Origin of the sequence: Cedecea neteri, assembly GCF_000758325.1 — a bacterium.
Classification (GTDB): domain Bacteria; phylum Pseudomonadota; class Gammaproteobacteria; order Enterobacterales; family Enterobacteriaceae; genus Cedecea; species Cedecea neteri_B.
Map to the genome: position 1 here is coordinate 149560 of NZ_CP009459.1, position 22396 is coordinate 171955.

Genomic DNA, 22396 nt, shown 5'->3' on the forward strand with positions numbered 1-22396 from the left:
ATGACGCAACTGACGCGCGTAAGCGCCATCAACTGGAACAAAATCGAGGACGATAAAGACCTCGAGGTCTGGAACCGCCTGACCAGTAACTTCTGGCTGCCGGAGAAGGTGCCGCTCTCTAATGACATTCCGGCCTGGCAATCGCTCAGCGAGCAGGAGCAGCAGCTCGTTATCCGCGTGTTTACCGGGCTGACGCTGCTGGACACGATTCAGAATACCGTGGGCGCCCCGGCGCTGATGGCCGATTCGCTGACGCCACACGAAGAGGCAGTGATGTCGAATATCAGCTTTATGGAAGCGGTACACGCCCGTTCCTACAGCTCGATATTTTCCACGCTCTGCCAGACCAAAGACGTGGACGCCGCCTACGACTGGAGCGAGCAGAACGAAGCCTTGCAGCGTAAAGCCTCGATTATTCTGGGCCATTATCGGGACAACGACCCGTTGAAGAAGAAAATTGCCAGCGTGTTCCTTGAGTCCTTCCTGTTTTACTCTGGCTTCTGGCTGCCGATGTATTACTCCAGCCGCGGCAAGCTCACCAACACCGCCGATCTCATCCGGCTGATCATCCGCGACGAGGCGGTGCACGGCTATTACATCGGCTACAAGTACCAGAAAGCGCTGGTGCAGCAGAGCCCCGAACGCCAGACCGAGCTGCAAAACTTTGCCCTCGATCTGCTGATGGATCTCTACGATAACGAGCTGGCGTACAGCGAAACGCTTTACCGTGAACTGGGCTGGGAAGACGAGGTGAAGGCGTTTCTGAGCTACAACGCCAATAAAGCACTGATGAACCTGGGCTACCAGGCGCTGTTTCCGGCGGAGATGGCGGACGTTAACCCGGCCATTCTCGCCGCGCTGTCTCCCAATGCCGACGAGAACCACGATTTCTTCTCCGGCTCAGGCTCCTCCTACGTGATGGGCAAGGCGGTGGAAACCGAGGACGAGGACTGGGATTTCTAGTAATCTGGCCGCTGAGCATTTTGCGAGGTGGCCTATGTCGTTATTTCGTTGTTCTGTTTTGGCGCTGCTTTGCGGCTGCGCACCGTTAGCCTTTGGCGCCCCGCTGCTGCTGGACACGGCACAGCTGGCGCACAGTAAGCAAGAGATTAGCCAGCAAAATCCCGATCTCATGCCCGCCTGGCAAGCCCTCAAGCATAAAGCCGACCAGGCGCTGATTCATCCGCTCTACAGCATCACCCAAAAAAGCCCCGGTGCGCCGGCAGGCGATCCCCACGACTATTACAGCTTTTCTGACTACTGGTGGCCCGATCCTAAAAGCCCCGATGGCCTGCCGTGGGTGCGAAAAGATGGCCAGATCAACCCCGCCGCCGTCGGCAAACAAAGTGACAAAGCCCGCCTGAACAGCATGACGGATGACGTATGGAATCTGGCGCTGGCCTGGCAACTTTCCGGCAAAGATGCCTACGCGGATAAAGCCCGCCAGCAGCTGGTGAACTGGTTTATCACGCCGGAAACCCGTATGACGCCGAATCTAGCTCACGCCCAAACCATTCCCGGGCGAAAAGGCGTGCGCGGCACTGGTATTCTCGATGGACGCGGCTTTGTGCGGCTGATCGACGCCATTGAACTGCTGCACGACGGCGGCAAACTGGACGATAAAACCTGGCGCTCGCTGAGGCAGTGGTATCGGGATTATTATCAATGGCTGACCACCAGCGAAAACGGCCAAAAAGAGGCTGCGGCTGAAAATAACCACGGCACCTGGTACGACGTTCAGGCCGCCGCGATTGCCCTGTGGCTGGGGGATAAGGACGCGGCCAAACAGCGTTTGATTTCTGCCACCCAGCGCATTCCGGTGCAGTTTGACGCCAAAGGCGTGCCGGTGACCGAAATTGAGCGCACCAGATCCTGGCATTACAGCAACTTTATTCTGGATGCCTGGAACCCGTTAGGGCTGTTGGGTGAAAAAGTTGGGGTCAATGTCTGGCAGGCCAAAAGTGGTGAACACAGCCTGGAAAATGGCTACCTGTATATCGCCCAGTTTGTCGATAGCCAAACCCCGTGGCCCTGGCCCAATATAGAGCCCTTCAAGCCTGATGAAGCCCTGGAGAATATTGTTACCGCCGCACATGCCTGGCGGGAAAATAATACATTTACAGATAAAGCCAAATGGCTGCTGAACCGGAATAAAACTGCCGTTATTAATTTAATTTCTCAGCCGTAATACACCTGTCATTTCAGCCTGAATCACTCAGATTCAGGCCGAATATTCACCTCGTTGACAAAAAATATTCCACCACATTTATTCCCTCTCAGCCCAGAGCTCATGGGAAATTTCACCCACATTCATCGCGCGGATATTTTGATATCACAGAATCGAGGGTTGCCTCAGATTCTTAGTATGTTAGGGTATATACCGGTCAATATTTCCATCAGGAATCATCTATAAATAAATCAAATACAGGAAGCCGTTTATTGCATGGCAATTAAATTAGAAGTAAAAAATTTATATAAAGTATTTGGCGAGCATCCGCAGCGCGCATTCAAATACATTGAGAAGGGCATTTCCAAGAGTGAATTACTGGAAAAAACGGGTCTGTCGCTTGGCGTAAAAGACGCCAGTCTGGCCATTGAAGAAGGCGAGATTTTTGTCATCATGGGGTTGTCCGGCTCAGGAAAATCCACCATGGTTCGCCTTCTCAATCGCCTGATTGAACCCACCCGTGGACAGGTGCTGATTGACGGCATTGATATTGCCAAAATATCAGACTCAGAACTCCGCGAGGTGCGCAAAAAAAAGATCGCAATGGTCTTCCAGTCCTTTGCTTTAATGCCGCATATGACGGTATTAAATAATGCCGCTTTCGGTATGGAACTTGCGGGAATTTCGGTCAAAGAACGGCATGAAAAAGCGCTGGATGCGCTGCGTCAGGTCGGGCTTGAGAATTATGCCCATGCTTACCCCGATGAATTGTCCGGCGGAATGCGTCAGCGCGTAGGTTTAGCCCGTGCGCTGGCCATTAATCCAGACATATTACTTATGGATGAAGCCTTCTCCGCGCTCGACCCTTTAATTCGAACCGAAATGCAGGACGAATTAATTAAGCTGCAGGCAAAACATCAGCGCACCATCGTGTTTATTTCCCACGATCTCGACGAAGCCATGCGTATTGGCGATCGCATTGCCATTATGCAGGGCGGTGAAGTGGTGCAGGTCGGCACGCCGGATGAAATCCTTAACAATCCGGCGAACGATTACGTGCGCACCTTCTTCCGCGGCGTGGACATCAGCCAGGTCTTTAGCGCCAAAGATATCGCCCGCCGTAGTCCGGCTGGGTTACTGCGTAAAACCAGCGGTTTTGGCCCTCGTTCGGCGTTGAAACTGCTGCAGGATGACGACCGCGAATATGGATATGTCATTGAGCGCGGACAAAAATTCCTTGGCATCGTCTCCACCGATTCGCTAAAAGCGGCGCTGGCGGCGGGCGAAGGTCTGGACCATGCGTTCCTGGCTTCCCCGGAGGCGGTTTCCGCCGAAACCTCGCTGAGCGATCTGCTCTCTCATGTCGGCCAGGCTCCGTGCGCGGTGCCGGTGGTCAGTGAAGAGGGGCAGTACGTGGGCATCATCTCAAAAGGGGTGCTGCTGCAGGCATTAGATCGTGAGGGGGCAAGTCAATGAGTGACGCAAATAATCCGTGGGATACCGGCAGCGCGGCAACAGACGCCGCAACCAGTCAGGCAGCAGGGTCTGCAGACGCATGGGGCGCTCCGGCGTCGGATGCGGCCACCAGCGGAGGCGCTGACTGGCTGAATTCAGCCCCGGCAGCCGCGCCTGAGCATTTCAATATTCTGGATCCGTTCCACAAAACGCTGATCCCTCTCGACAGCTGGGTGACGGAGGGGATCGACTGGGTGGTGACCCATTTCCGCCCGGTGTTCCAGGGCATTCGCGTGCCGGTGGATTATATTCTCAGCGGCTTCCAGCAGCTGCTTTTGGGGATGCCCGCCCCGGTCGCGATTATCGTCTTTGCGCTGATTGCCTGGCAGATGTCCAGCCTCGGCATGGGCGTCGCCACGCTGATCTCGCTGGTCGCCATTGGGGCGATTGGTGCCTGGTCGCAGGCGATGGTCACCCTGGCGCTGGTGCTGACGGCCCTGCTGTTTTGTATGGTGCTCGGTCTGCCTCTCGGGATTTGGCTGGCGCGCAGCGAACGTGCGGCGAAAATCGTTCGCCCATTGCTCGATGCCATGCAGACCACCCCGGCGTTTGTTTACCTGGTGCCTATCGTGATGCTGTTCGGCATCGGCAACGTGCCTGGCGTGGTGGTGACGATAATCTTTGCCCTGCCGCCTATCGTACGCCTGACTATCCTGGGCATTAAGCAGGTGCCGGAAGATTTGGTTGAAGCGGCGCGTTCATTCGGTGCCAGCCCGCGCCAGATGTTGTTCAAAGTGCAGCTCCCGCTGGCGACGCCAACCATTATGGCCGGCGTTAACCAGACGCTGATGCTGGCGCTGTCGATGGTGGTTATCGCGTCGATGATCGCCGTGGGCGGACTCGGCCAGATGGTGCTGCGCGGCATTGGCCGCCTCGATATGGGTCTGGCTACGGTCGGTGGCGTGGGGATCGTGATCCTCGCCATTATTCTCGACCGCCTGACTCAGTCCATTGGGCGCGACTCCCGCTCCCGTGGCAACCGCCGCTGGTATACCACCGGCCCGCTGGGTCTTGTGACCCGTCCCTTCATGAAATAAGCCTGGCGGCGGCTTCGGCCGCCCCTCGCGCCATCACCATTAAAAAGGAATAACGATGCGACACAACGCTATTTTAGCCACAGCTCTTGCGACACTCGTTACCACCAGCGCTTTTGCCGCGGACCTGCCGGGCAAAGGCATTACCGTTCAACCGGTACAGAGCACCATAGCCGAAGAAACCTTCCAGACGCTGCTGGTTAGCCGCGCGCTGGAGAAAATGGGCTACACCGTGAACAAGCCAAGTGAAGTCGACTATAACGTCGGCTACACCTCCATCGCTTCCGGCGACGCCACCTTCACCGCCGTTAACTGGCAGCCGCTGCATGATGATATGTACTCCGCGGCGGGCGGGAGCAAGAAATTCTACCGGGAAGGGACCTTCGTGACCGGCGCGGCTCAGGGCTACCTTATCGATAAAAAAACCGCCGACCAGTACCACATCACCAATATCGAGCAGCTTAAAGATCCGAAAATCGCCAAACTGTTCGACAGCAACGGCGATGGCAAAGCTGACATGATGGGCTGTACGCCAGGCTGGGGCTGCGAGGCGGTGATTAATCACCAGAATGAAGCCTATAAGCTGGCGAACACCGTGACCGTGAATCACGGCAACTACTCGGCGATGATGGCCGACACTATCGCGCGCTTCAAAGAAGGTAAGCCGGTGCTGTATTACACCTGGACGCCGTACTGGGTGAGCGATGTGCTGAAGCCGGGCAAAGACGTGGTATGGCTGCAGGTGCCGTTCTCTTCCCTGCCGGGCGAGCAGAAAGATATTGATACTAAACTGCCTAACGGGGCGAACTACGGCTTCCCGGTGAACACCATGCACATTGTGGCCAACAAGGCCTGGGCCGAGAAAAACCCACAGGCGGCGAAGCTGTTTGCCATCATGAAATTGCCGCTGGCGGATATCAATGCCCAGAATGCGATGATGCATAACGGTAAGTCTTCTGAGGCCGACATTAACGGCCACGTCGACGGCTGGATTAAGGCGCACCAGGCGCAGTTTGACGGCTGGGTGAAAGAGGCATTAGCGGCGAAATAAACAGCCCCTCACCCTAACCCTCTCCCCAAAGGGGAGAGGGAATAAACCGGCACACATATTTGCCTTCCTCCTTCTTTTCCCCTCTCCCTCTCAGGGAGAGGGCCGGGGTGAGGGTCAATAACCGCACGATCCGACACCCACCTTCGCTTCTGCTGTCATCATTTTTCGCTATTATTCAGACCTCTCTTTGGCAAGTTGAAGATAATAATGAAAAACAACACTCACGAACTCAGCCCGGCGCTGATCGTCCTGATGTCCGTCGCGACCGGCCTCGCGGTTGCCAGCAACTACTACGCGCAGCCGCTGCTCGATACCATCGCAAACGCCTTTTCGCTCTCGGTGAATCAGGCCGGTTTTATCGTTACCACTGCCCAGCTCGGCTATGCCGCAGGCCTGTTACTGCTGGTGCCGCTTGGCGACATGTTCGAGCGCCGGGGGCTGATCGTCTTTATGACGCTGCTGGCGGCAGGTGGGATGCTGATCACCGCCACCAGCCAGTCCCTGTGGATGATGATTCTGGGTACCGCGCTGACCGGGCTTTTCTCCGTGGTGGCGCAGATTCTTGTGCCGTTTGCCGCGACGCTCGCGGCACCGGAAAAGCGCGGGAAAGTGGTCGGGACTATCATGAGCGGGCTGCTGCTTGGGATCCTGCTGGCACGTACCGTGGCCGGTTTGTTGGCAAGCCTTGGCGGCTGGCGCACCGTTTATTGGGTTGCCAGCGTGTTGATGGCGCTGATGGCGCTGGCCCTGTGGCGCGGACTGCCGCAGGTGAAGCAGGACAGCCACCTCAACTACCCGCAGCTGCTGACCTCTATCTTCAGCCTGTTTATTAAAAATAGCCTGCTGCGCACCCGCGCCCTGCTGGGCTGCCTGACCTTTGCCAACTTCAGCATTCTCTGGACGTCGATGGCGTTCCTGCTGGCTTCCCCGCCGTTTAACTATTCCGAAGGGGTCATCGGTCTGTTCGGCCTTGCGGGAGCTGCTGGCGCACTCGGCGCTCGCCCCGCTGGCGGGCTGGTTGATAAAGGCAAAGGGCACCACACCACCACTATTGGCCTGCTGCTGCTGTTACTTTCCTGGGCAGCGATCGCTTTTGGTCAGTTCTCTGCCATCGCCCTGATTGTGGGTATTCTGGTGCTGGATCTCACCGTCCAGGGTGTCCACATCACCAACCAGAGCCTGATCTATCGCATGATGCCGGAAGCCCGTAACCGACTGACCGCCGGGTACATGACCAGCTACTTCATTGGCGGCGCGGCGGGGTCTCTAATTTCAGCGAGCGCTTACCAACATGCTGGCTGGAACGGGGTGTGTATTGCTGGCGCCAGCGTCGCCCTACTAAATTTGGTAGTGTGGTGGCGCGGATACCAGCGGCAGGCCGATTAGCGCGATATCGTCGCTTCCCGTAAGGGAAATTGAAGATGTAATGGCGGGGACAGTCTGTTAAGGTTGTCCCCGTTTACTAATTCGAGTGACATTAACGCAGGTTATTTATTAACACCCTATATGGATAGACCCGCAACTGTTTCAGCCGACAACCGCCACGGGGCGGAATTGTTCTTCAGTCTGAAAGCAGCGTTTCCATTGCCATTTCTCCTGTCCTCAAGGCACAAAGCCTCCGGCTTCGCTGCCGTTAAACGCCGTTATACCACTCGAAACCCATTTTCTCTCCCCACGCTGCTTAGCGCTCTGGGCTACGGCTTAGCGTGGTTTACGCCGATGGTGGCAACAACCAAACGTATATAAACGTATACAAACGCATATAAACGTATAAATAATGCATTTACTTTATTTGTCACCATCGTTACTATATCGGCTGCAACTAATGAGGTTATGCCAAAATGGATAGTTCGTTCACGCCCATAGAACAAATGCTGAAGTTCCGCGCCAAACGTTATCAGGAGTTCCCGTACCAGGAAGTTCTGTTGACGCGTCTTTGTATGCACATGCAGGGTAAACTGCTGGAAAACCGCAATAAGATGCTGAAGGCGCAGGGGATCAACGAGACCTTATTCATGGCACTCATTACCCTTGAGTCCCAGGAAAACCATAGCATCCAGCCTTCTGAACTGAGCTGCGCGCTGGGTTCATCCCGCACTAACGCCACGCGTATTGCCGATGAGCTGGAAAAACGCGGCTGGATTGAGCGCCGTGAAAGCGACAACGACCGCCGCTGCCTGCATCTGCATTTGACCGAAAAAGGTCACGAATTCCTGCGTCAGGTACTGCCACCGCAGCATAACTGCCTGCATCAACTGTGGTCCGCTCTGGATGCTGACGAAAAAACACAGCTGGAAACAATCACCCGTAAGCTGCTCAACCGCCTCGACCAGATGGAAGAGGACAAAGTGATCCTTGAAGCTCTGAGCTAAGCTTTCACCGTCTGTACGTCTGACAACAATCCGATTTCAAAACTACTTTCAGGCCAGCAATCTCCTTGCTGGCCTGTCAGGTCTAACAGGTCGGCTCAGCTGACCGGAAATAATAATAACCAGGTGGAGATTAGCATGAGCGCAAATGCGGAGACTCAAGCCCCGCAGCAACCGGCTAACAAGAAGGGGAAGCGTAAAAGCGCCCTGATCTTGTTGACCTTGCTCTTTGTCATTATTGCTGTGGCATATGGAATCTATTGGTTTTTGGTGCTGCGTCACTATGAAGAGACCGATGATGCTTATGTGGCAGGAAATCAGGTGCAGATCATGGCCCAGGTTTCCGGTAGCGTCACCAAAGTCTGGGCGGACAATACCGATTATGTGAAACAGGGTGACGTGCTGGTCAGCCTCGACCGCGCCGACGCAGAACAGGCGTTCGAGAAGGCCAAAACCCAACTGGCCTCCAGCGTGCGGCAGACTCGCCAGCTGATGATCAACAGCAAGCAGTATCAGGCCAATATCGAACTGCAGAAAACGGCTCTGGCACAGGCGCAAAGCGACCTGAACCGCCGTATTCCGCTGGGCAGTGCCAATCTGATTGGCCGCGAAGAACTGCAGCACGCCCGTGATGCGGTCACCAGCGCTCAGGCTCAGTTGGATGTGGCCGTGCAGCAATACAACGCCAACCAGGCCATGATTCTCGGTACCAAACTGGAAGAGCAGCCTGCGGTTCAACAGGCGGCGACCGAAGTGCGTAACAGCTGGATGGCGCTGCAGCGCACCACTATCGTTAGCCCAATGACCGGCTATGTTTCCCGCCGTGCCGTGCAGGTTGGCGCCCAAATTAGCCCGTCCACGGCGCTGATGGCTATCGTGCCTGCAAGCGGTATGTGGGTTGACGCTAACTTTAAAGAAACTCAGCTGGCGCATATGCGCATTGGCCAGACAGCCACCATCGTCAGCGATATCTACGGTGATGACGTGAAGTACACCGGGAAAGTTGTCGGCCTGGATATGGGCACCGGCAGCGCCTTCTCGCTGCTGCCAGCGCAGAACGCCACCGGGAACTGGATCAAAGTGGTTCAGCGCCTGCCGGTTCGTATCGAGCTGGATGCCAAACAGGTTGAACAACATCCGCTGCGTATCGGCCTGTCCACGCTGGTAAACGTGGATACCAGCAACCGCGACGGGAGCGTACTGTCATCTCAGACCCGCACCACGCCGGTTTACGAGAGTAACGCGCGTGAGCTGAATCTAACGCCGGCTAACCAGCTTATTGACCAGATTATTCAGGCCAATGCGGGTTAATAAAGCGGAGGGTGTATGGCACAACAAAAACCGCTAGAAGGCGCCCAGCTGGTCATTATGACCATCGCCCTGTCGCTGGCGACCTTTATGCAGGTGCTGGACTCCACCATCGCTAACGTGGCTATCCCGACGATTGCCGGTAACCTTGGCTCATCTCTGAGCCAGGGCACGTGGGTTATCACCTCGTTTGGGGTGGCGAACGCCATCTCCATCCCAATCACCGGCTGGCTGGCAAAACGCTTCGGGGAAGTGAGGCTGTTCCTGTGGTCGACCGTGCTGTTTGCTATCGCCTCCTGGGCGTGCGGCATGTCGAACAGCCTGACGATGCTGATCTTCTTCCGCGTTATCCAGGGGATCGTTGCCGGGCCGCTGATTCCGCTGTCGCAGAGCCTGCTGCTGAGCAACTATCCGCCCGCCAAGCGCAGCATTGCGCTGGCACTGTGGTCGATGACGGTGATCGTGGCGCCTATTTGCGGCCCGATTCTGGGCGGCTATATCAGCGACAACTATCACTGGGGCTGGATCTTCTTCATCAACGTGCCGATTGGTATCGTCGTGGTGCTGATGAGCCTGCAGGCCCTGCGAGGCCGCGAAACCCGAACCGAGCAGCGCCGTATTGACGGCGTGGGGCTTGCCTTGCTGGTACTTGGGATCGGTAGCCTGCAGATCATGCTCGACCGGGGTAAAGAGCTGGACTGGTTTAACTCGACGGAAATCATCGTATTGACGGTGATTGCGGTGGTCACCATCAGCTTCCTGATTGTCTGGGAGCTGACCGACGATAACCCGATAGTCGATCTGTCGCTGTTTAAGTCGCGAAACTTTACCATCGGCTGTCTGTGTATCAGTCTCGCCTACATGCTCTACTTCGGCGCGATTGTGCTGCTGCCGCAGCTATTACAGGAAGTATATGGCTATACCGCGACCTGGGCCGGGCTTGCGTCCGCGCCGGTGGGGGTCATCCCGGTGCTGCTATCGCCAATTATCGGCCGCTTCGCGCACAAGCTCGATATGCGCCGCCTGGTGACCTTCAGCTTCATTATGTATGCGGTGTGCTTCTACTGGCGCGCATATACCTTTGAGCCGGGCATGGACTTCGCCGCGTCGGCCTGGCCGCAGTTTATTCAGGGCTTTGCGGTGGCGTGCTTCTTCATGCCGCTGACCACGATTACCCTGTCTGGCCTGCCGCCGGAGCGCCTTGCCGCGGCGTCGAGCCTGTCGAACTTTACCCGTACTCTGGCGGGTTCGATTGGGACGTCGATAACCACCACGCTGTGGACGAACCGCGAGTCGCTGCACCATGCGCAGCTGACGGAGTCTGTCACGCCGTATAACCCGAACTCGGTTGAAACCTACAACCAGCTGCAGGGTTTAGGCATGTCGCACCAGCAGGCTTCCGGCTACATCGCCCAGCAGATCACCAACCAGGGGCTGATCATCTCCGCCAACGAGATTTTCTGGTTCTCGGCAGGGGTGTTTATTCTGCTGCTTGGCCTGGTGTGGTTTGCCAAACCGCCTTTCGGGGCGGGCGGTGGCGGCGGTGGCGCGCACTGACATTTCTCACTAAAGGAGCCTTCGTTCCGGAGGCTCCTACTTCCCAACCTAAAATATCTCTCACCCTTCACGATTTATTATCAGTCAGAAAATTCTGACAGCAATCAGAGTGGAAACTCAATTGCCCTCTTTTTTTAAAAATCCTATCATCGCCGCAAACAACCACCCTCAAGTAATAAAAATAAAATCAATAAGTTACATAAATTTCATTAATGCACTTCAATTAGAAAACATTAGAACCCTTTAGCACCAAAACCGGGCAGGAAAATAGATTTTTACCAGGATGTAATCCCAGCATTAATATTGCTAACTAAGGAGATATCTATGTTTACCAAAGCCAAGAAAACGTTGGTCGCAGGCACTGTCGCTCTGGCATTTGGCCTGACGGCCACGGGCGCTATTGCCGCCGGGATGCCGCCGGCCCCCTCAGCGGCCAGCCTCGGTGCTGTAATAGTAGACCCCTACGGCAATGCCCCGCTGACGGCACTGATAGACATGGCCGGGCATAAAATTACTGATGTAAAGGTCACCATTCATGGCAAAGGAGACAAAGGGGTGCCGATCAGCTACAGCGTCGGCGCGCAGTCGCTAAAAAACTATGATGGCGTACCGATCTTCGGCCTGTATCAAAAGCATGAGAACAAGGTGACCGTCGAGTTTAAAGAAAAGGGCAAACTCATAAAGGACGAGTACACGATCAGAACAACGGCCATCTCCAACAAATATATGGACAACCGCTCCCTGAGCGATCTTCAGCAAACGAAGGTGGTCAAGGTTGCAAAGGGCTTTGAAGACCGCCTCTATCTGGTCAACACCCATACCTTTAACGCTCAGGGCGCAGACCTGCACTGGCACGGCGAGAAAGATAAGAATGCCGGCCTCCTTGATGCGGGTCCGGCATCAGGTGCCCTGCCGTTTGACATACCGCCGTTTACCTTCGTTGTCGATACGCAAGGGGAATATCGCTGGTGGCTGTCTCAGGATGCCATATACAACAGCCACGATGTTGACATCAACAAGCGCGGATATCTCATGGGTATTCGCGAAACCCCACGCGGCACGTTCACGGCCGTGCAGGGTCAACACTGGTATGAGTTTGATATGCTCGGTCAATTCCTGGTCGACCATAAGCTGCCGCGTGGCTACATGGATGCGACCCATGAATCTGTTGAGACCCCTAAAGGCACCGTGCTGCTTCGCGTTGGCAAGCGGAACTATGTTCGCGAAGATGGCCAGCGTGTTCACACCATCCGCGACCACATCATTGAAGTTGACAAATCTGGCCGAGTCATTGACGTGTGGGACCTGAACCTGATTCTTGACCCGCTGCGCGACAGCCTGCTTGGCTCACTGGACGCGGGGGCTGTCTGTGTTAACGTCGATTTAGACAACGCGGGCAAGACCGCCAAGCTGGAACCCGATACACCGTTCGGCGATGCGCTGGGTGTCGGGCCGGGGCGCAACTGGGCACACGTAAACTCTATTGCATACGACCAGAAAGACGACGCTATCATCCTGTCATTCCGCCATCAGGGCGTAGTGAAAATCACTCGTGACAAGCAGGTGAAGTGGATCCTCGCACCAGCGGAAGGCTGGAACGAGAAGCTGGCGCCTAAGTTGCTCAAGCCGGTTGACGCCAACGGTAAACCACTCAAGTGCGCCAGCAACGGCAAGTGCGAGAACACCGATTTCGATTTCAGCTATACGCAGCATACCGCCTGGCTTTCCAGCAAAGGCACACTGACGGTATTTGATAACGGGGATGGCAGAGGCCTTGAGCAACCCGCCCTGCCAACTATGAAGTATTCCCGCTTTGTTGAGTACAAGATCGACGAACAAAACATGACTGTCCAACAGGTATGGGAATACGGTAAAGATCGCGGCTACGACTGGTACAGCCCGATCACTTCCATCGTGGAGTACCAAAAAGACCGTGACACCATGTTCGGCTTCGGCGGCTCAATTAACTTGTTTGAGATAGGCAAACCGACCATCGGCAAACTGAACGAAATCGACTACACAACCAAGGACGTGAAAGTCGAAATCGATGTTCTGTCTGACAAACCCAACCAGGCGCACTATCGCGCCGTTCTGGTTCGCCCTGAAAACATGTTTAAGTAAACGATCTCAAAGCCCTGACTGGCAGGGCTTTATAGCTTTGTACTGATTTAAAAACAAATTAAGTGCTAAGGAGTGCCCATTATGTATACCAGTCCATTAAAAAGACTCTTCAAAGGCGCATTGTGCGCAGGCTTGCTGGCTACGTCGTTTTTGGCTTCAGCCTTTACCGAAGGAACTGACTATATTGTTCTGGAGAAGCCGATTCCAAATGCGGAAAAAACCCTGATTAAGGTGTTCAGCTACGACTGCCCTTTTTGTTACAAGTACGACAAAGCCGTAACCGCTCCGGTGGCTAAAAAAGTCGCCGATATCGTCACATTTGCCCCTTTCCATCTGGAAACCAAAGGTCAGTACGGCCTCCAGGGCAGCGAAATTTTTGCAGTCATGCTGGCAAAAGATCACGCGGCCGGCATCTCTATTTTTGACGACAAATCTCAGTTTAAAAAAGCCAAATTTGCGTACTACATTGCCTACCACGACAAGAAACAGCGCTGGTCTGACGGTAAAGATCCAGAAGCCTTTATCAAAACGGGACTGGACGCCGCGGGTATGAACAAAGCCGACTTTGAGGCCGCGTTAAAACAGCCTGCCGTTCAGGAGACTCTGGAAAAATGGAAAGCGTCCTCCTATGACGTGGCGAAGATCCAGGGCGTTCCCGCTTACGTCGTTAATGGCAAATACCTGATCATGACAAAGAGCATTAAGTCTATCGATTCGCTGGCTGAACTGATTCGGGAGCTGGCCGAAAAATAGGGATTTCACAATATGTTGAAGAACATGTGGAAAAACTTGCGTACCTCACCGGTGGATACGCTGGTGAGGTGGCAGGAACAGCGTTTTCTATGGTGTCTGATGGTGGTGGCGATGGGCGGTCTGATTATCCTCGCTCACTCGTTTTTCCAAATCTATCTCTACATGGCGCCCTGCGAGCAGTGCGTATATATCCGTTTTGCAATGTTCGTCATGGTTATCGGCGGGCTGATTGCCGCGATTAATCCGAAGATACTGGTGCTTAAGCTGACAGGCTGCATCGCGGCTTTTTACGGCTCTATTATCGGCCTTGGGTATGCCATTAAGCTCAACGGTATCCACCATGCGGTTCATAGTCCGGATGCGCTATTCGGCGTGCAGGGATGTTCCACCGATCCCACATTCCCTTTTGGCCTGCCGTTGGCAAAGTGGGCTCCCGATTGGTTTCTTCCGACCGGCGATTGTGGCTTTGATGCCCCTCTCGTTCCGGAAGGCGTAACCCTGAGCAGCATCCAGCAGTTCTTCGTCGATATGTACGTTCAGGCCGAAGGGTGGTATCTCATTCCGTCCATCAAGTTCATGAACATGGCGCAGGCCTGCTTCCTTGCCTTTGGCGCCTGCTTCATTATTTTGCTGGTGATGACAATCGCCTGGGGAATAAAGCTTGCCAGAGGAGGTAAAACCACAGGCCAGCAGACTTGCTAAAACGACAGTAATAAAAAAGGAGCCATATGGCTCCTTTTTTATTACTGTGTGCACAAAACTAGATGTGCAGCTCCTGCAGCTTCTCTTTCGGCAGAGCCAGCTCATCATTACTGTTGACGCTGACGCCATGCTCGATGATGTGGCGCGCGATATCCTGCGCTTCCTGCAGAGAGTGCATCTGATACGTCCCACACTGGTAAACGTTCAGCTCTGGGATCTGATTTTGCTCTTTCACTTTCAGCACGTCCTGCATCGCCGCTTTCCAGGCATCCGCCACGCGCTGCTCAGCCGGGACACCGATCAGGCTCATGTAGAACCCGGTGCGGCAGCCCATTGGGGAGATGTCGATGATCTCTACCCCGTTCCCGTTCAGGTGGTCACGCATAAAACCGGCGAAAAGGTGCTCCAGAGTATGGATCCCTTTTTCCGGCATCACTTCCTTGTTTGGGACACAAAAGCGCAGGTCAAACACCGTAATGGTGTCACCGTGTGGCGTGTGCATAGTTTTGGCTACACGGACTGCAGGCGCACCCATACGAGTATGGTCGACTGTGAAGCTATCCAACAACGGCATCTGGTCACCTCCGATAAAATGATTTTTTTTTAAAATAATTGAAACTATTTTTACGCACGCGAGTCTGAGTATATGAAAGACGCGCATTTGTTATCATCATCCCTGTTATTCAGAGATGAATATTTGGCCACAAGTATGTGGCCATTTTCTTTTCTGTCAGGCCTTCTTCGCCAGCCAGCTATCGAACGACTCCGTATCCGCCGCCTCAATATCCCGCTGACGCTGCCATGAAGCATCATGCTCTTTCTGCAGGGCATCCGCAGTTAAAATTTCCAACGGCTCCTGAGTCAACATCTGACGGTATTGTTCGGCCAGCGCAAGGCCGGTGCCGCCAATCCCGTTATCAATCATAGAACGTAAAATACGTGCTGAATACGTCAATTCTGGATCGTCAAAGCTGGCGACCAGTTGGTCACAAACTTGCTGGTACTCCTGACTGTCGGTCATGCCGTCCAGCGTTTCCGCCACGCGACGTAAATCGGTAAACAGATCTTTGCCTACTTTTGACAGCGGGTGCTGAGCCGTTTCACAGCCAATACCAAGGGTAAGTCCAGGCTTACGTCCTTCCAGAATCACGCGGTTCCAGTTGGTACGGGTGCACAGCAGCTCGTCGCTGCTCATTTCCGGCGCATCCGCCAGTACGCACCAAATCATAAACAGGTCAAGGAAGCGAACCTGCTGCTCATCCACGCCGATGGGTGAGAACGGGTTGATATCCAGAGAACGCACTTCGATATACTCGATACCGCCACGCAGCAGCGCATCTGACGGCGATTCTCCGTCACGCGTCACGCGTTTTGGACGAATCGGTGCGTAGAGTTCGTTTTCAATTTGCAGCACGTTGGTGTTGAGCTGCAGGTGCTTGCCGTCCTTCATCAAACCAATCTTAGCGTACTCTTCTGACGGGGTTTTAATCGCCCGCTTCAGCGCATCAACATAGGTGTTCAGGTCGTTGAAGGTAATGCCCAGATTGCTCTGCGACTTGTTGGTGTAACCCAGGTCACTCAAGCGTAATGAAGTGGCATACGGCAGGTAATACATGCCGCATTCGGTTTTCTCAAACGGCAACGCGCTCTCTTTCCCCTGCAGGAACGAAGAGCAGATCGCCGGAGAAGCACCGAAGAGGTAAGGTATAACCCAACCAAAGCGATAATAGTTGCGGATCAGGCGGAAATAACCGGCAGAAATTGCCTCTTTGCCACTTTCTGCATCCTGTACGCCGCATTTTGCCTGCCAGAAAGCCATCGGCAGGGAGAAATTGTAATGCACGCCGGAAATGGTTTGCATCAGCGCGCCATAGCGATTTTTCAGCCCTTCGCGGTACAGGGTTTTAAAACGCCCCGCATTAGAAGAACCGTACTGCGCCAGCTCGATGTTCTGGCCGTCATCGATGTAGCACGGCATACTCAGCGGCCACATACGTTCCTCGCCCAGCTCACGCGCCGTGTGGCGATGAATGTCGCGCAGGAAGGTCAGCATATGGTCAATGTCACCATCAACCGGAGTAATAAATTCCAGGAGGGCTTCGGCGAAGTCCGTGGTAATCCATTTATGCGTAAACGCTGAGCCAAGGCTTTCAGGATGCCCGGTGGTGGCTAAATCGCCTTCTGGCGTCACGCGCAGCGTTTCACGCTCAAGACCACGGCAAATGCCTTTTACTGCTTCAGGGTGTTTTTCCAGCCAGGCCAAAGCCTGTGATACGTCCGGGATCAAATTGACCTCCCGCCTGTCGAATTTATTTTAATAAGCATAATTGTTTTCGCCGGTGATGAAGACTCATCCCACGCAATTAGTGCCACCACGCCATGCCTTGTACCGTTGCAGCCGCGACAACGATGTAGCGTAGCGCTTTGCCAAGGCATAAAAAGAATATCACCGGCCCCCAGCTCAGGCGTAACCACCCGGCTAGCAGACACAGTAGATCGCCTATCAGCGGCATCCAGCTCAGTAATAACGTTGCTGGGCCAAAACGAGTCAACCAGTCAGTCGCTTTCCCCTGCCAGCGCGATTGTATACGCTGCGGGAAAAAGCGCCCCAGAATAACGTTAGTCATACCGCCAAGGCTATTACCGATTGTTGCTATTATCACAAGAACCGATACCGGGCCGCTACCGGCAACCAGAAGCGCCACAAGTACCGCTTCCGAGCTCCCCGGCAGCAGCGTCGCACTCAGGAAGCTGCTGGTGAACAGTGAAAGGAGCGATAGCGTGTCGCTCACAGTAAGCGCACATCCACAACATCCATACCCGCGCTACGCGCAGCCTGAAGACCAAAATCAGCATCTTCAAACACCACGCATTTCTCCGGCGCCACGCCCATCAGTTCAGCGCAGCGTAAGAAGGTATCAGGTGCTGGCTTATGGTGTTTAACATGATCTGCTGCCACCACCGCCGCAAAATACTGACGCAGGCCAAGATGCTTAAGCAGCGCTTCCGCAATATCGCTTTCGCTCCCTGTGCCAACCGACATTGGGCGGCGGCCATGCCAGGCTTTCACCACTTCAATCAGCGGCAGCGGACGTACGGTATCGAGCAGCATGGCTCGAACGGCAACGGTTTTTTCAGCCGCCAGACTGTGGGGATCGAGATCGGCATTGTGGCTTTCAATAATTGCCGCGGCAATTTTCCAGCTTGGCGCGCCATTCAGGGCAACCATCGCCTGCTCGTCGAAGCTCATGCCATAGCGGCCAAGGGTTTCGTGCCAGGCTTTACGGTGAGTCGGCTCCGTATCAAGGATCGTACCGTCCATATCAAAGATTAAACCGTCATAGCGATCGTACATCTCACCCTCACTTCACTGAATGTCGAGGCGGTACTTTAGCGTAAATGGCTGAAATTGTCGCTGTCTGCGGGTAGAGGCGCTATTGCGAATAAGGAGTATTGAAAGCTGAACGGTATGTTGATAACTGGGGAGTTTAAATGAAGTATTGAAGGGGAATATGGTGCATCCGGGAGGATGACTCGCCGAAGGCTCGCCCTAAAGGGCCGTTGCTGAAGCAACGTTATCCTCCCTGGTGCTGGCGGAGAAATTAACTTTCTCTGTCACACCTACATCGCTAATGATGCGGGAAAATATGGTGCATCCGGGAGGATTCGAACCTCCGACCGCTCGGTTCGTAGCCGAGTACTCTATCCAGCTGAGCTACGGATGCATCGGGATTACTGCTTTTACTGCTGACTCAGTACTGCCTACATTCTCAGGCAATACCGGAGAAGAATGGTGCATCCGGGAGGATTCGAACCTCCGACCGCTCGGTTCGTAGCCGAGTACTCTATCCAGCTGAGCTACGGATGCATCGGGATTACTACTTTTACTGCTGACTCAGTACTACCTACATTCTCAGGCAATACCGGAGAAGAATGGTGCATCCGGGAGGATGACTCACCGAAGGCTTGCCCTAAAGGGCCGTTGCTGAAGCAACGTTATCCTCCCTGGTGCTGGCGGAGAAATTAACTTTCTCTGTCACACCTACATCGCTAATGATGCGGGAAAATATGGTGCATCCGGGAGGATTCGAACCTCCGACCGCTCGGTTCGTAGCCGAGTACTCTATCCAGCTGAGCTACGGATGCATCGGGATTACTGCTTTTTACTACTGACTCAGTACTGCCTACATTCTCAGGCAATACCGGAGAAGAATGGTGCATCCGGGAGGATTCGAACCTCCGACCGCTCGGTTCGTAGCCGAGTACTCTATCCAGCTGAGCTACGGATGCAAAATGGCGGTGAGGCGGGGATTCGAACCCCGGATGCAGCTTTTGACCGCATACTCCCTTAGCAGGGGAGCGCCTTCAGCCTCTCGGCCACCTCACCACACGCCTCTTTCGAGTGCTTCGAGTTACTCGTAAGAGCTTCTCGTCGCTGCGTGGCGCACATATTACTTTCTGGGACTTATAAGTCAAACAATTTTTCCCTACTCGCTATCGATTGCACAAATCACGCTCGATTAGCGTAATTTGGAGACAAAAAGAGTGTTTTATCAACAGGCAACCGGCAATAAGCACGCAGAAACGGCATACGGATAAGCGAAGCAAAAATGATGTTAACGACAGAGAAAGGGAAAAGCAGGAAGAAGAGAGATGCGCCTCGCTGTAGATTAGCGAGGCGCGATATTTTTAGAAATTCGTTTGCTGGGATTTTTCAGCCTGGATACGTTGGTAGATTTCTTCGCGGTGTACAGAGACTTCCTTCGGGGCGTTAACACCGATACGGACCTGGTTGCCTTTTACCCCAAGCACAGTCACGGTCACCTCATCCCCAATCATAAGGGTCTCACCAACTCGACGAGTCAGAATTAACATTCTTTGCTCCTTGAAAGATTAAAAGAGTCGGGTCTCTGTATCCCGGCATTATCCATCATATAACGCGAAATCGTAACGAATGACAAATAGATAAGACGCACTCTGTCATAGCATTACACTCTGTTATATCTAAGTTTAGCCGATATACACAACTTCAACCTGACTTTATCATTATTGATAGTGTGTAAATGGTAGTACGCCATAACTGAGAACAGTTATGGCGCAATTACACTTTTAGTTATTTTCAGAGTTTTGCCGTAACCCAGGCCTCAACGCCGGCCAGTGCGCCCGGCAATGCCGCTGCGTCTGTACCACCCGCCTGAGCCATATCAGGACGACCGCCCCCTTTGCCACCAACTTGCTGTGCAACCATCCCCACCAGCTCCCCCGCTTTCACACGGTCGGTCACATCTTTGGAGACACCAGCAATCAGAGACACTTTCCCTTCTGCCACAGTGGCCAGAACAATCACGGCGGAGCCAAGCTGATTTTTCAGGTCATCGACCATGGTACGCAACATCTTAGGCTCGACGTTGCTCAGCTCGCTTACCAGTAATTTAACGCCTTTTACTTCAACCGCTTTGCTGGAGAGATTTGCGCTCTCCTGCGAAGCCTGCTGTTCTTTCAACTGCTGCAGCTCTTTTTCCAGCTGGCGGGTACGTTCCAGTACCGAACGGACTTTCTCGTTCAGGTTCTGGCTGTCGCCTTTCAACAGTTGAGCGATGTCGTGCAGCTGGTCGCTTTGCGCATGGAGATTAGCCAGTGCGCCTTCGCCGGTCACAGCTTCAATACGACGCACACCAGCCGCCGTACCGGATTCCGCAACGATACGGAACAAACCGATATCACCCGTACGAGAGGCGTGAGTACCACCACACAGTTCGGTGGAGAAATCTCCCATGCTCAGAACGCGCACGTGGTCGTCATACTTCTCGCCGAACAGCGCCATGGCACCCTTCGCTTTCGCGGCTTCGAGATCCATGACGTTGGTTTCAATAGGCAGGTTACGACGAATCTGTGCGTTAACAATATCTTCTACGGCGCGGATTTCAGCCGGCTTCATCGCTTCAAAATGAGAGAAGTCGAAGCGCAGGCCTTTATCGTTGACCAGGGAGCCTTTCTGAGCAACGTGAGTGCCAAGCACCTGGCGCAGCGCAGCATGCAGAAGGTGCGTTGCAGAGTGGTTCAGACGAATGCGAGCGCGACGAGCTTCATCAACTTTCGCTTCAACGCTGTCGCCCACTTTCAGCACGCCGGAAACCAGCTTGCCCAGGTGGCCGATGGCCTGGCCGTATTTCTGAGTGTCGTTGACGGCGAAGTCAACGCCGTGACCTTTCACAGCACCTTTATCGCCAACCTGGCCGCCGGACTCACCGTAGAACGGCGTCTCGTTCAGCACCACGACGGCATCCTGACCGGCAGTAACCTGGTCAACGGATTTGCCGTCAACGAACAACGCAGTCACTTTCGCGTTCAGATCGAGGCTGTCATAGCCTTTGAATTCAGAAGCAGAATCCACGCGGATCATGCTGTTGTAATCTGCACCAAACCCGCTGGACTCACGCGCACGACGACGCTGCTCTTCCATTGCGGCTTCAAAGCCTGCTTCGTCAACTTTGATGTTGCGCTCACGGCACACGTCTGCCGTCAGGTCCACAGGGAAGCCGTAGGTGTCATACAGGCGGAAAGCGGTTTCGCCATCCAGCGTGTCGCCCTTCAGCTTCGCCAGCTCGTCATCCAGCAGTGCGAGACCACGCTCCAGCGTGCGGGCAAACTGCTCTTCTTCAGTTTTCAGAACCTGCTCAACCAGCGCCTGCTGTTTGGCCAGCTCTTCGCCTGCGGAACCCATGACTTCGACCAGCGGGCCAACCAGCTTATAGAAGAAGGTGTCTTTCGCGCCCAGCATGTTGCCGTGACGAATCGCGCGACGAATGATGCGACGTAGCACGTAACCACGGTTTTCGTTAGAAGGGGTTACGCCGTCGGCAATCAGGAACGCACATGAACGGATATGGTCCGCAATAACGCGCAGGGATTTGTTCGACAGATCGGTCGCGCCGGTCACTTCGGCAACGGACTGAATCAGCTTTTTGAACAGATCGATATCGTAGTTGGAGTTCACATGCTGTAGCACGGCCGCAATACGCTCCAGACCCATGCCGGTATCTACAGAAGGTTTTGGCAGTGGCAGCATCGTGCCGTCGATCTGACGGTTGAACTGCATGAACACGATGTTCCAGATCTCAATGTAGCGATCGCCATCTTCTTCAGGACTTCCCGGAGGGCCGCCCCAGATGTGATCGCCGTGATCGTAGAAAATCTCGGTGCACGGACCGCAAGGACCGGTATCGCCCATCTGCCAGAAGTTATCGGATGCGAAGGCTGCGCCTTTGTTATCGCCAATGCGAATAATGCGCTCACGCGGCACACCCACTTCTTTTTCCCAGATCTCGTAGGCCTCGTCATCGGTTTCGTAGACGGTCACCCACAGACGTTCTTTCGGCAGCGCAAACCAGTTTTCGCCGGTCAGCAGTTCCCAGGCAAAGTTAATGGCATCGTGTTTGAAATAGTCGCCAAAGCTGAAGTTACCCAGCATCTCGAAGAAGGTATGGTGACGCGCGGTGTAACCGACGTTTTCCAGATCGTTGTGCTTGCCGCCTGCGCGGACGCAACGCTGAGACGTTGTGGCGCGGGAATAGTTACGTTTGTCGAGGCCCAGGAAAACATCCTTGAACTGGTTCATCCCGGCATTGGTAAACAGCAAAGTCGGATCGTTGTTCGGGACCAGGGAGCTGCTCGCTACAACCTGGTGGCCTTTACTATGGAAAAAATCGAGAAACGCCTGACGGATCTCAGCGGTGCTCTTGCTCATAATTATCCTGGAATCAAGCTAACGAAGAGTTGTAAAGCTGCCATGACGGCCGTAACGCAGACGGCTCAGGCC

At 54.2% G+C, this 22396-nt stretch carries 18 protein-coding genes and 5 tRNA genes; 12 read left to right on the forward strand and 11 right to left on the reverse strand.

Features of this window, described 5'->3' with window-relative positions; genetic code table 11:
- From nrdF to dsbI, 12 genes are all read left to right on the forward strand, one after another.
- Positions 1–963, forward strand: coding sequence for a class 1b ribonucleoside-diphosphate reductase subunit beta (gene nrdF, locus LH86_RS00710; protein WP_039297525.1), 963 nt, complete (start codon positions 1–3; stop codon positions 961–963).
- Between the two features lie 34 nt (positions 964–997).
- Positions 998–2188 (forward strand): alginate lyase family protein, encoded by a 1191-nt coding sequence (locus LH86_RS00715; protein ID WP_039297527.1) that lies wholly within the window; start codon positions 998–1000, stop codon positions 2186–2188.
- 255 nt (positions 2189–2443) lie between these two features.
- Positions 2444–3643, forward strand: coding sequence for a glycine betaine/L-proline ABC transporter ATP-binding protein ProV (gene proV / locus LH86_RS00720; protein ID WP_039297530.1), 1200 nt, complete (start codon positions 2444–2446; stop codon positions 3641–3643).
- Positions 3640–4719 (forward strand): glycine betaine/L-proline ABC transporter permease ProW, encoded by a 1080-nt coding sequence (proW, locus tag LH86_RS00725; protein ID WP_039297533.1) that lies wholly within the window; start codon positions 3640–3642, stop codon positions 4717–4719. Before proV ends, proW begins: the two co-directional genes overlap by 4 nt.
- A gap of 55 nt (positions 4720–4774) precedes the next feature.
- Positions 4775–5767 (forward strand): glycine betaine/L-proline ABC transporter substrate-binding protein ProX, encoded by a 993-nt coding sequence (proX, locus tag LH86_RS00730; protein ID WP_039297536.1) that lies wholly within the window; start codon positions 4775–4777, stop codon positions 5765–5767.
- 207 nt (positions 5768–5974) lie between these two features.
- Entirely contained in the window at positions 5975–7153 is a 1179-nt protein-coding gene (locus tag LH86_RS00735; RefSeq protein WP_039297540.1) for an MFS transporter, read from the forward strand.
- 455 nt (positions 7154–7608) lie between these two features.
- The gene (mprA, locus tag LH86_RS00740) at positions 7609–8139 is read left to right on the forward strand and encodes a transcriptional repressor MprA (RefSeq protein ID WP_008458241.1); all 531 of its coding nucleotides are present in this window, start codon (positions 7609–7611) and stop codon (positions 8137–8139) included.
- A gap of 135 nt (positions 8140–8274) precedes the next feature.
- The gene (gene emrA / locus LH86_RS00745) at positions 8275–9447 is read left to right on the forward strand and encodes a multidrug efflux MFS transporter periplasmic adaptor subunit EmrA (RefSeq protein ID WP_039297543.1); all 1173 of its coding nucleotides are present in this window, start codon (positions 8275–8277) and stop codon (positions 9445–9447) included.
- A 15-nt stretch (positions 9448–9462) separates the two neighbouring features.
- A complete protein-coding gene (gene emrB / locus LH86_RS00750; RefSeq protein WP_039287050.1) occupies positions 9463–11001 on the forward strand; it encodes a multidrug efflux MFS transporter permease subunit EmrB in 1539 nt (512 codons plus the stop codon).
- Positions 11002–11325: 324 nt separating this feature from the next.
- A complete protein-coding gene (locus LH86_RS00755) occupies positions 11326–13122 on the forward strand; it encodes an aryl-sulfate sulfotransferase (RefSeq protein WP_039297546.1) in 1797 nt (598 codons plus the stop codon).
- A gap of 81 nt (positions 13123–13203) precedes the next feature.
- Positions 13204–13875, forward strand: a complete 672-nt coding sequence (locus tag LH86_RS00760; protein WP_039297550.1) for a thiol:disulfide interchange protein DsbA/DsbL — start codon at positions 13204–13206, stop codon at positions 13873–13875.
- 12 nt (positions 13876–13887) lie between these two features.
- On the forward strand, positions 13888–14577 hold the full coding sequence (dsbI, locus tag LH86_RS00765) for a protein-disulfide oxidoreductase DsbI (protein ID WP_039297553.1): 690 nt from the start codon (positions 13888–13890) through the stop codon (positions 14575–14577).
- 58 nt (positions 14578–14635) lie between these two features.
- On the opposite strand, the gene luxS is transcribed toward dsbI, so the two are convergent.
- The 11 genes from luxS to alaS all read right to left on the reverse strand — a co-directional run bounded on the left by luxS (position 14636) and on the right by alaS (position 22324).
- Complete coding sequence (luxS, locus tag LH86_RS00770; protein ID WP_008458247.1) at positions 14636–15151, reverse strand: S-ribosylhomocysteine lyase; 516 nt, start codon at positions 15149–15151, stop codon at positions 14636–14638.
- Between the two features lie 156 nt (positions 15152–15307).
- Entirely contained in the window at positions 15308–16864 is a 1557-nt protein-coding gene (gshA, locus tag LH86_RS00775) for a glutamate--cysteine ligase (RefSeq protein WP_039297555.1), read from the reverse strand.
- A gap of 76 nt (positions 16865–16940) precedes the next feature.
- A complete protein-coding gene (locus LH86_RS00780; RefSeq protein ID WP_008458252.1) occupies positions 16941–17369 on the reverse strand; it encodes a YqaA family protein in 429 nt (142 codons plus the stop codon).
- A complete protein-coding gene (yqaB, locus tag LH86_RS00785; RefSeq protein ID WP_039297558.1) occupies positions 17366–17932 on the reverse strand; it encodes a fructose-1-phosphate/6-phosphogluconate phosphatase in 567 nt (188 codons plus the stop codon). The genes LH86_RS00780 and yqaB overlap by 4 nt, the downstream gene beginning before the upstream one ends.
- 293 nt (positions 17933–18225) lie before the next feature.
- Positions 18226–18302: transfer RNA gene (locus LH86_RS00790), tRNA-Arg, on the reverse strand.
- A 66-nt stretch (positions 18303–18368) separates the two neighbouring features.
- Positions 18369–18445: transfer RNA gene (locus LH86_RS00795), tRNA-Arg, on the reverse strand.
- 201 nt (positions 18446–18646) lie between these two features.
- Positions 18647–18723: transfer RNA gene (locus LH86_RS00800), tRNA-Arg, on the reverse strand.
- A gap of 67 nt (positions 18724–18790) precedes the next feature.
- Positions 18791–18867: transfer RNA gene (locus LH86_RS00805), tRNA-Arg, on the reverse strand.
- A 4-nt stretch (positions 18868–18871) separates the two neighbouring features.
- A tRNA-Ser gene (locus LH86_RS00810) sits at positions 18872–18964 on the reverse strand.
- Positions 18965–19266: 302 nt separating this feature from the next.
- Complete coding sequence (gene csrA, locus LH86_RS00815; protein WP_008458257.1) at positions 19267–19452, reverse strand: carbon storage regulator CsrA; 186 nt, start codon at positions 19450–19452, stop codon at positions 19267–19269.
- Between the two features lie 244 nt (positions 19453–19696).
- Positions 19697–22324, reverse strand: coding sequence for an alanine--tRNA ligase (gene alaS, locus LH86_RS00820; protein ID WP_039297561.1), 2628 nt, complete (start codon positions 22322–22324; stop codon positions 19697–19699).
- Positions 22325–22396 lie beyond the last annotated feature (72 nt).

Excerpts from the sequence above, each read along its gene's own strand:
- proV (WP_039297530.1), top strand. The coding sequence starts at position 2,444 with ATGGCAATTAAATTAGAAGTAAAAAATTTATATAAAGTATTTGGCGAG.
- nrdF (WP_039297525.1), top strand. The coding sequence starts at position 1 with ATGACGCAACTGACGCGCGTAAGCGCCATCAACTGGAACAAAATCGAG.
- emrB (WP_039287050.1), top strand. The coding sequence starts at position 9,463 with ATGGCACAACAAAAACCGCTAGAAGGCGCCCAGCTGGTCATTATGACC.
- yqaB (WP_039297558.1), bottom strand. The coding sequence starts at position 17,932 with ATGTACGATCGCTATGACGGTTTAATCTTTGATATGGACGGTACGATC.
- LH86_RS00755 (WP_039297546.1), top strand. The coding sequence starts at position 11,326 with ATGTTTACCAAAGCCAAGAAAACGTTGGTCGCAGGCACTGTCGCTCTG.
- proW (WP_039297533.1), top strand. The coding sequence starts at position 3,640 with ATGAGTGACGCAAATAATCCGTGGGATACCGGCAGCGCGGCAACAGAC.
- dsbI (WP_039297553.1), top strand. The coding sequence starts at position 13,888 with ATGTTGAAGAACATGTGGAAAAACTTGCGTACCTCACCGGTGGATACG.
- LH86_RS00760 (WP_039297550.1), top strand. The coding sequence starts at position 13,204 with ATGTATACCAGTCCATTAAAAAGACTCTTCAAAGGCGCATTGTGCGCA.
- LH86_RS00735 (WP_039297540.1), top strand. The coding sequence starts at position 5,975 with ATGAAAAACAACACTCACGAACTCAGCCCGGCGCTGATCGTCCTGATG.
- emrA (WP_039297543.1), top strand. The coding sequence starts at position 8,275 with ATGAGCGCAAATGCGGAGACTCAAGCCCCGCAGCAACCGGCTAACAAG.
- luxS (WP_008458247.1), bottom strand. The coding sequence starts at position 15,151 with ATGCCGTTGTTGGATAGCTTCACAGTCGACCATACTCGTATGGGTGCG.
- mprA (WP_008458241.1), top strand. The coding sequence starts at position 7,609 with ATGGATAGTTCGTTCACGCCCATAGAACAAATGCTGAAGTTCCGCGCC.
- csrA (WP_008458257.1), bottom strand. The coding sequence starts at position 19,452 with ATGTTAATTCTGACTCGTCGAGTTGGTGAGACCCTTATGATTGGGGAT.
- proX (WP_039297536.1), top strand. The coding sequence starts at position 4,775 with ATGCGACACAACGCTATTTTAGCCACAGCTCTTGCGACACTCGTTACC.
- LH86_RS00715 (WP_039297527.1), top strand. The coding sequence starts at position 998 with ATGTCGTTATTTCGTTGTTCTGTTTTGGCGCTGCTTTGCGGCTGCGCA.
- alaS (WP_039297561.1), bottom strand. The coding sequence starts at position 22,324 with ATGAGCAAGAGCACCGCTGAGATCCGTCAGGCGTTTCTCGATTTTTTC.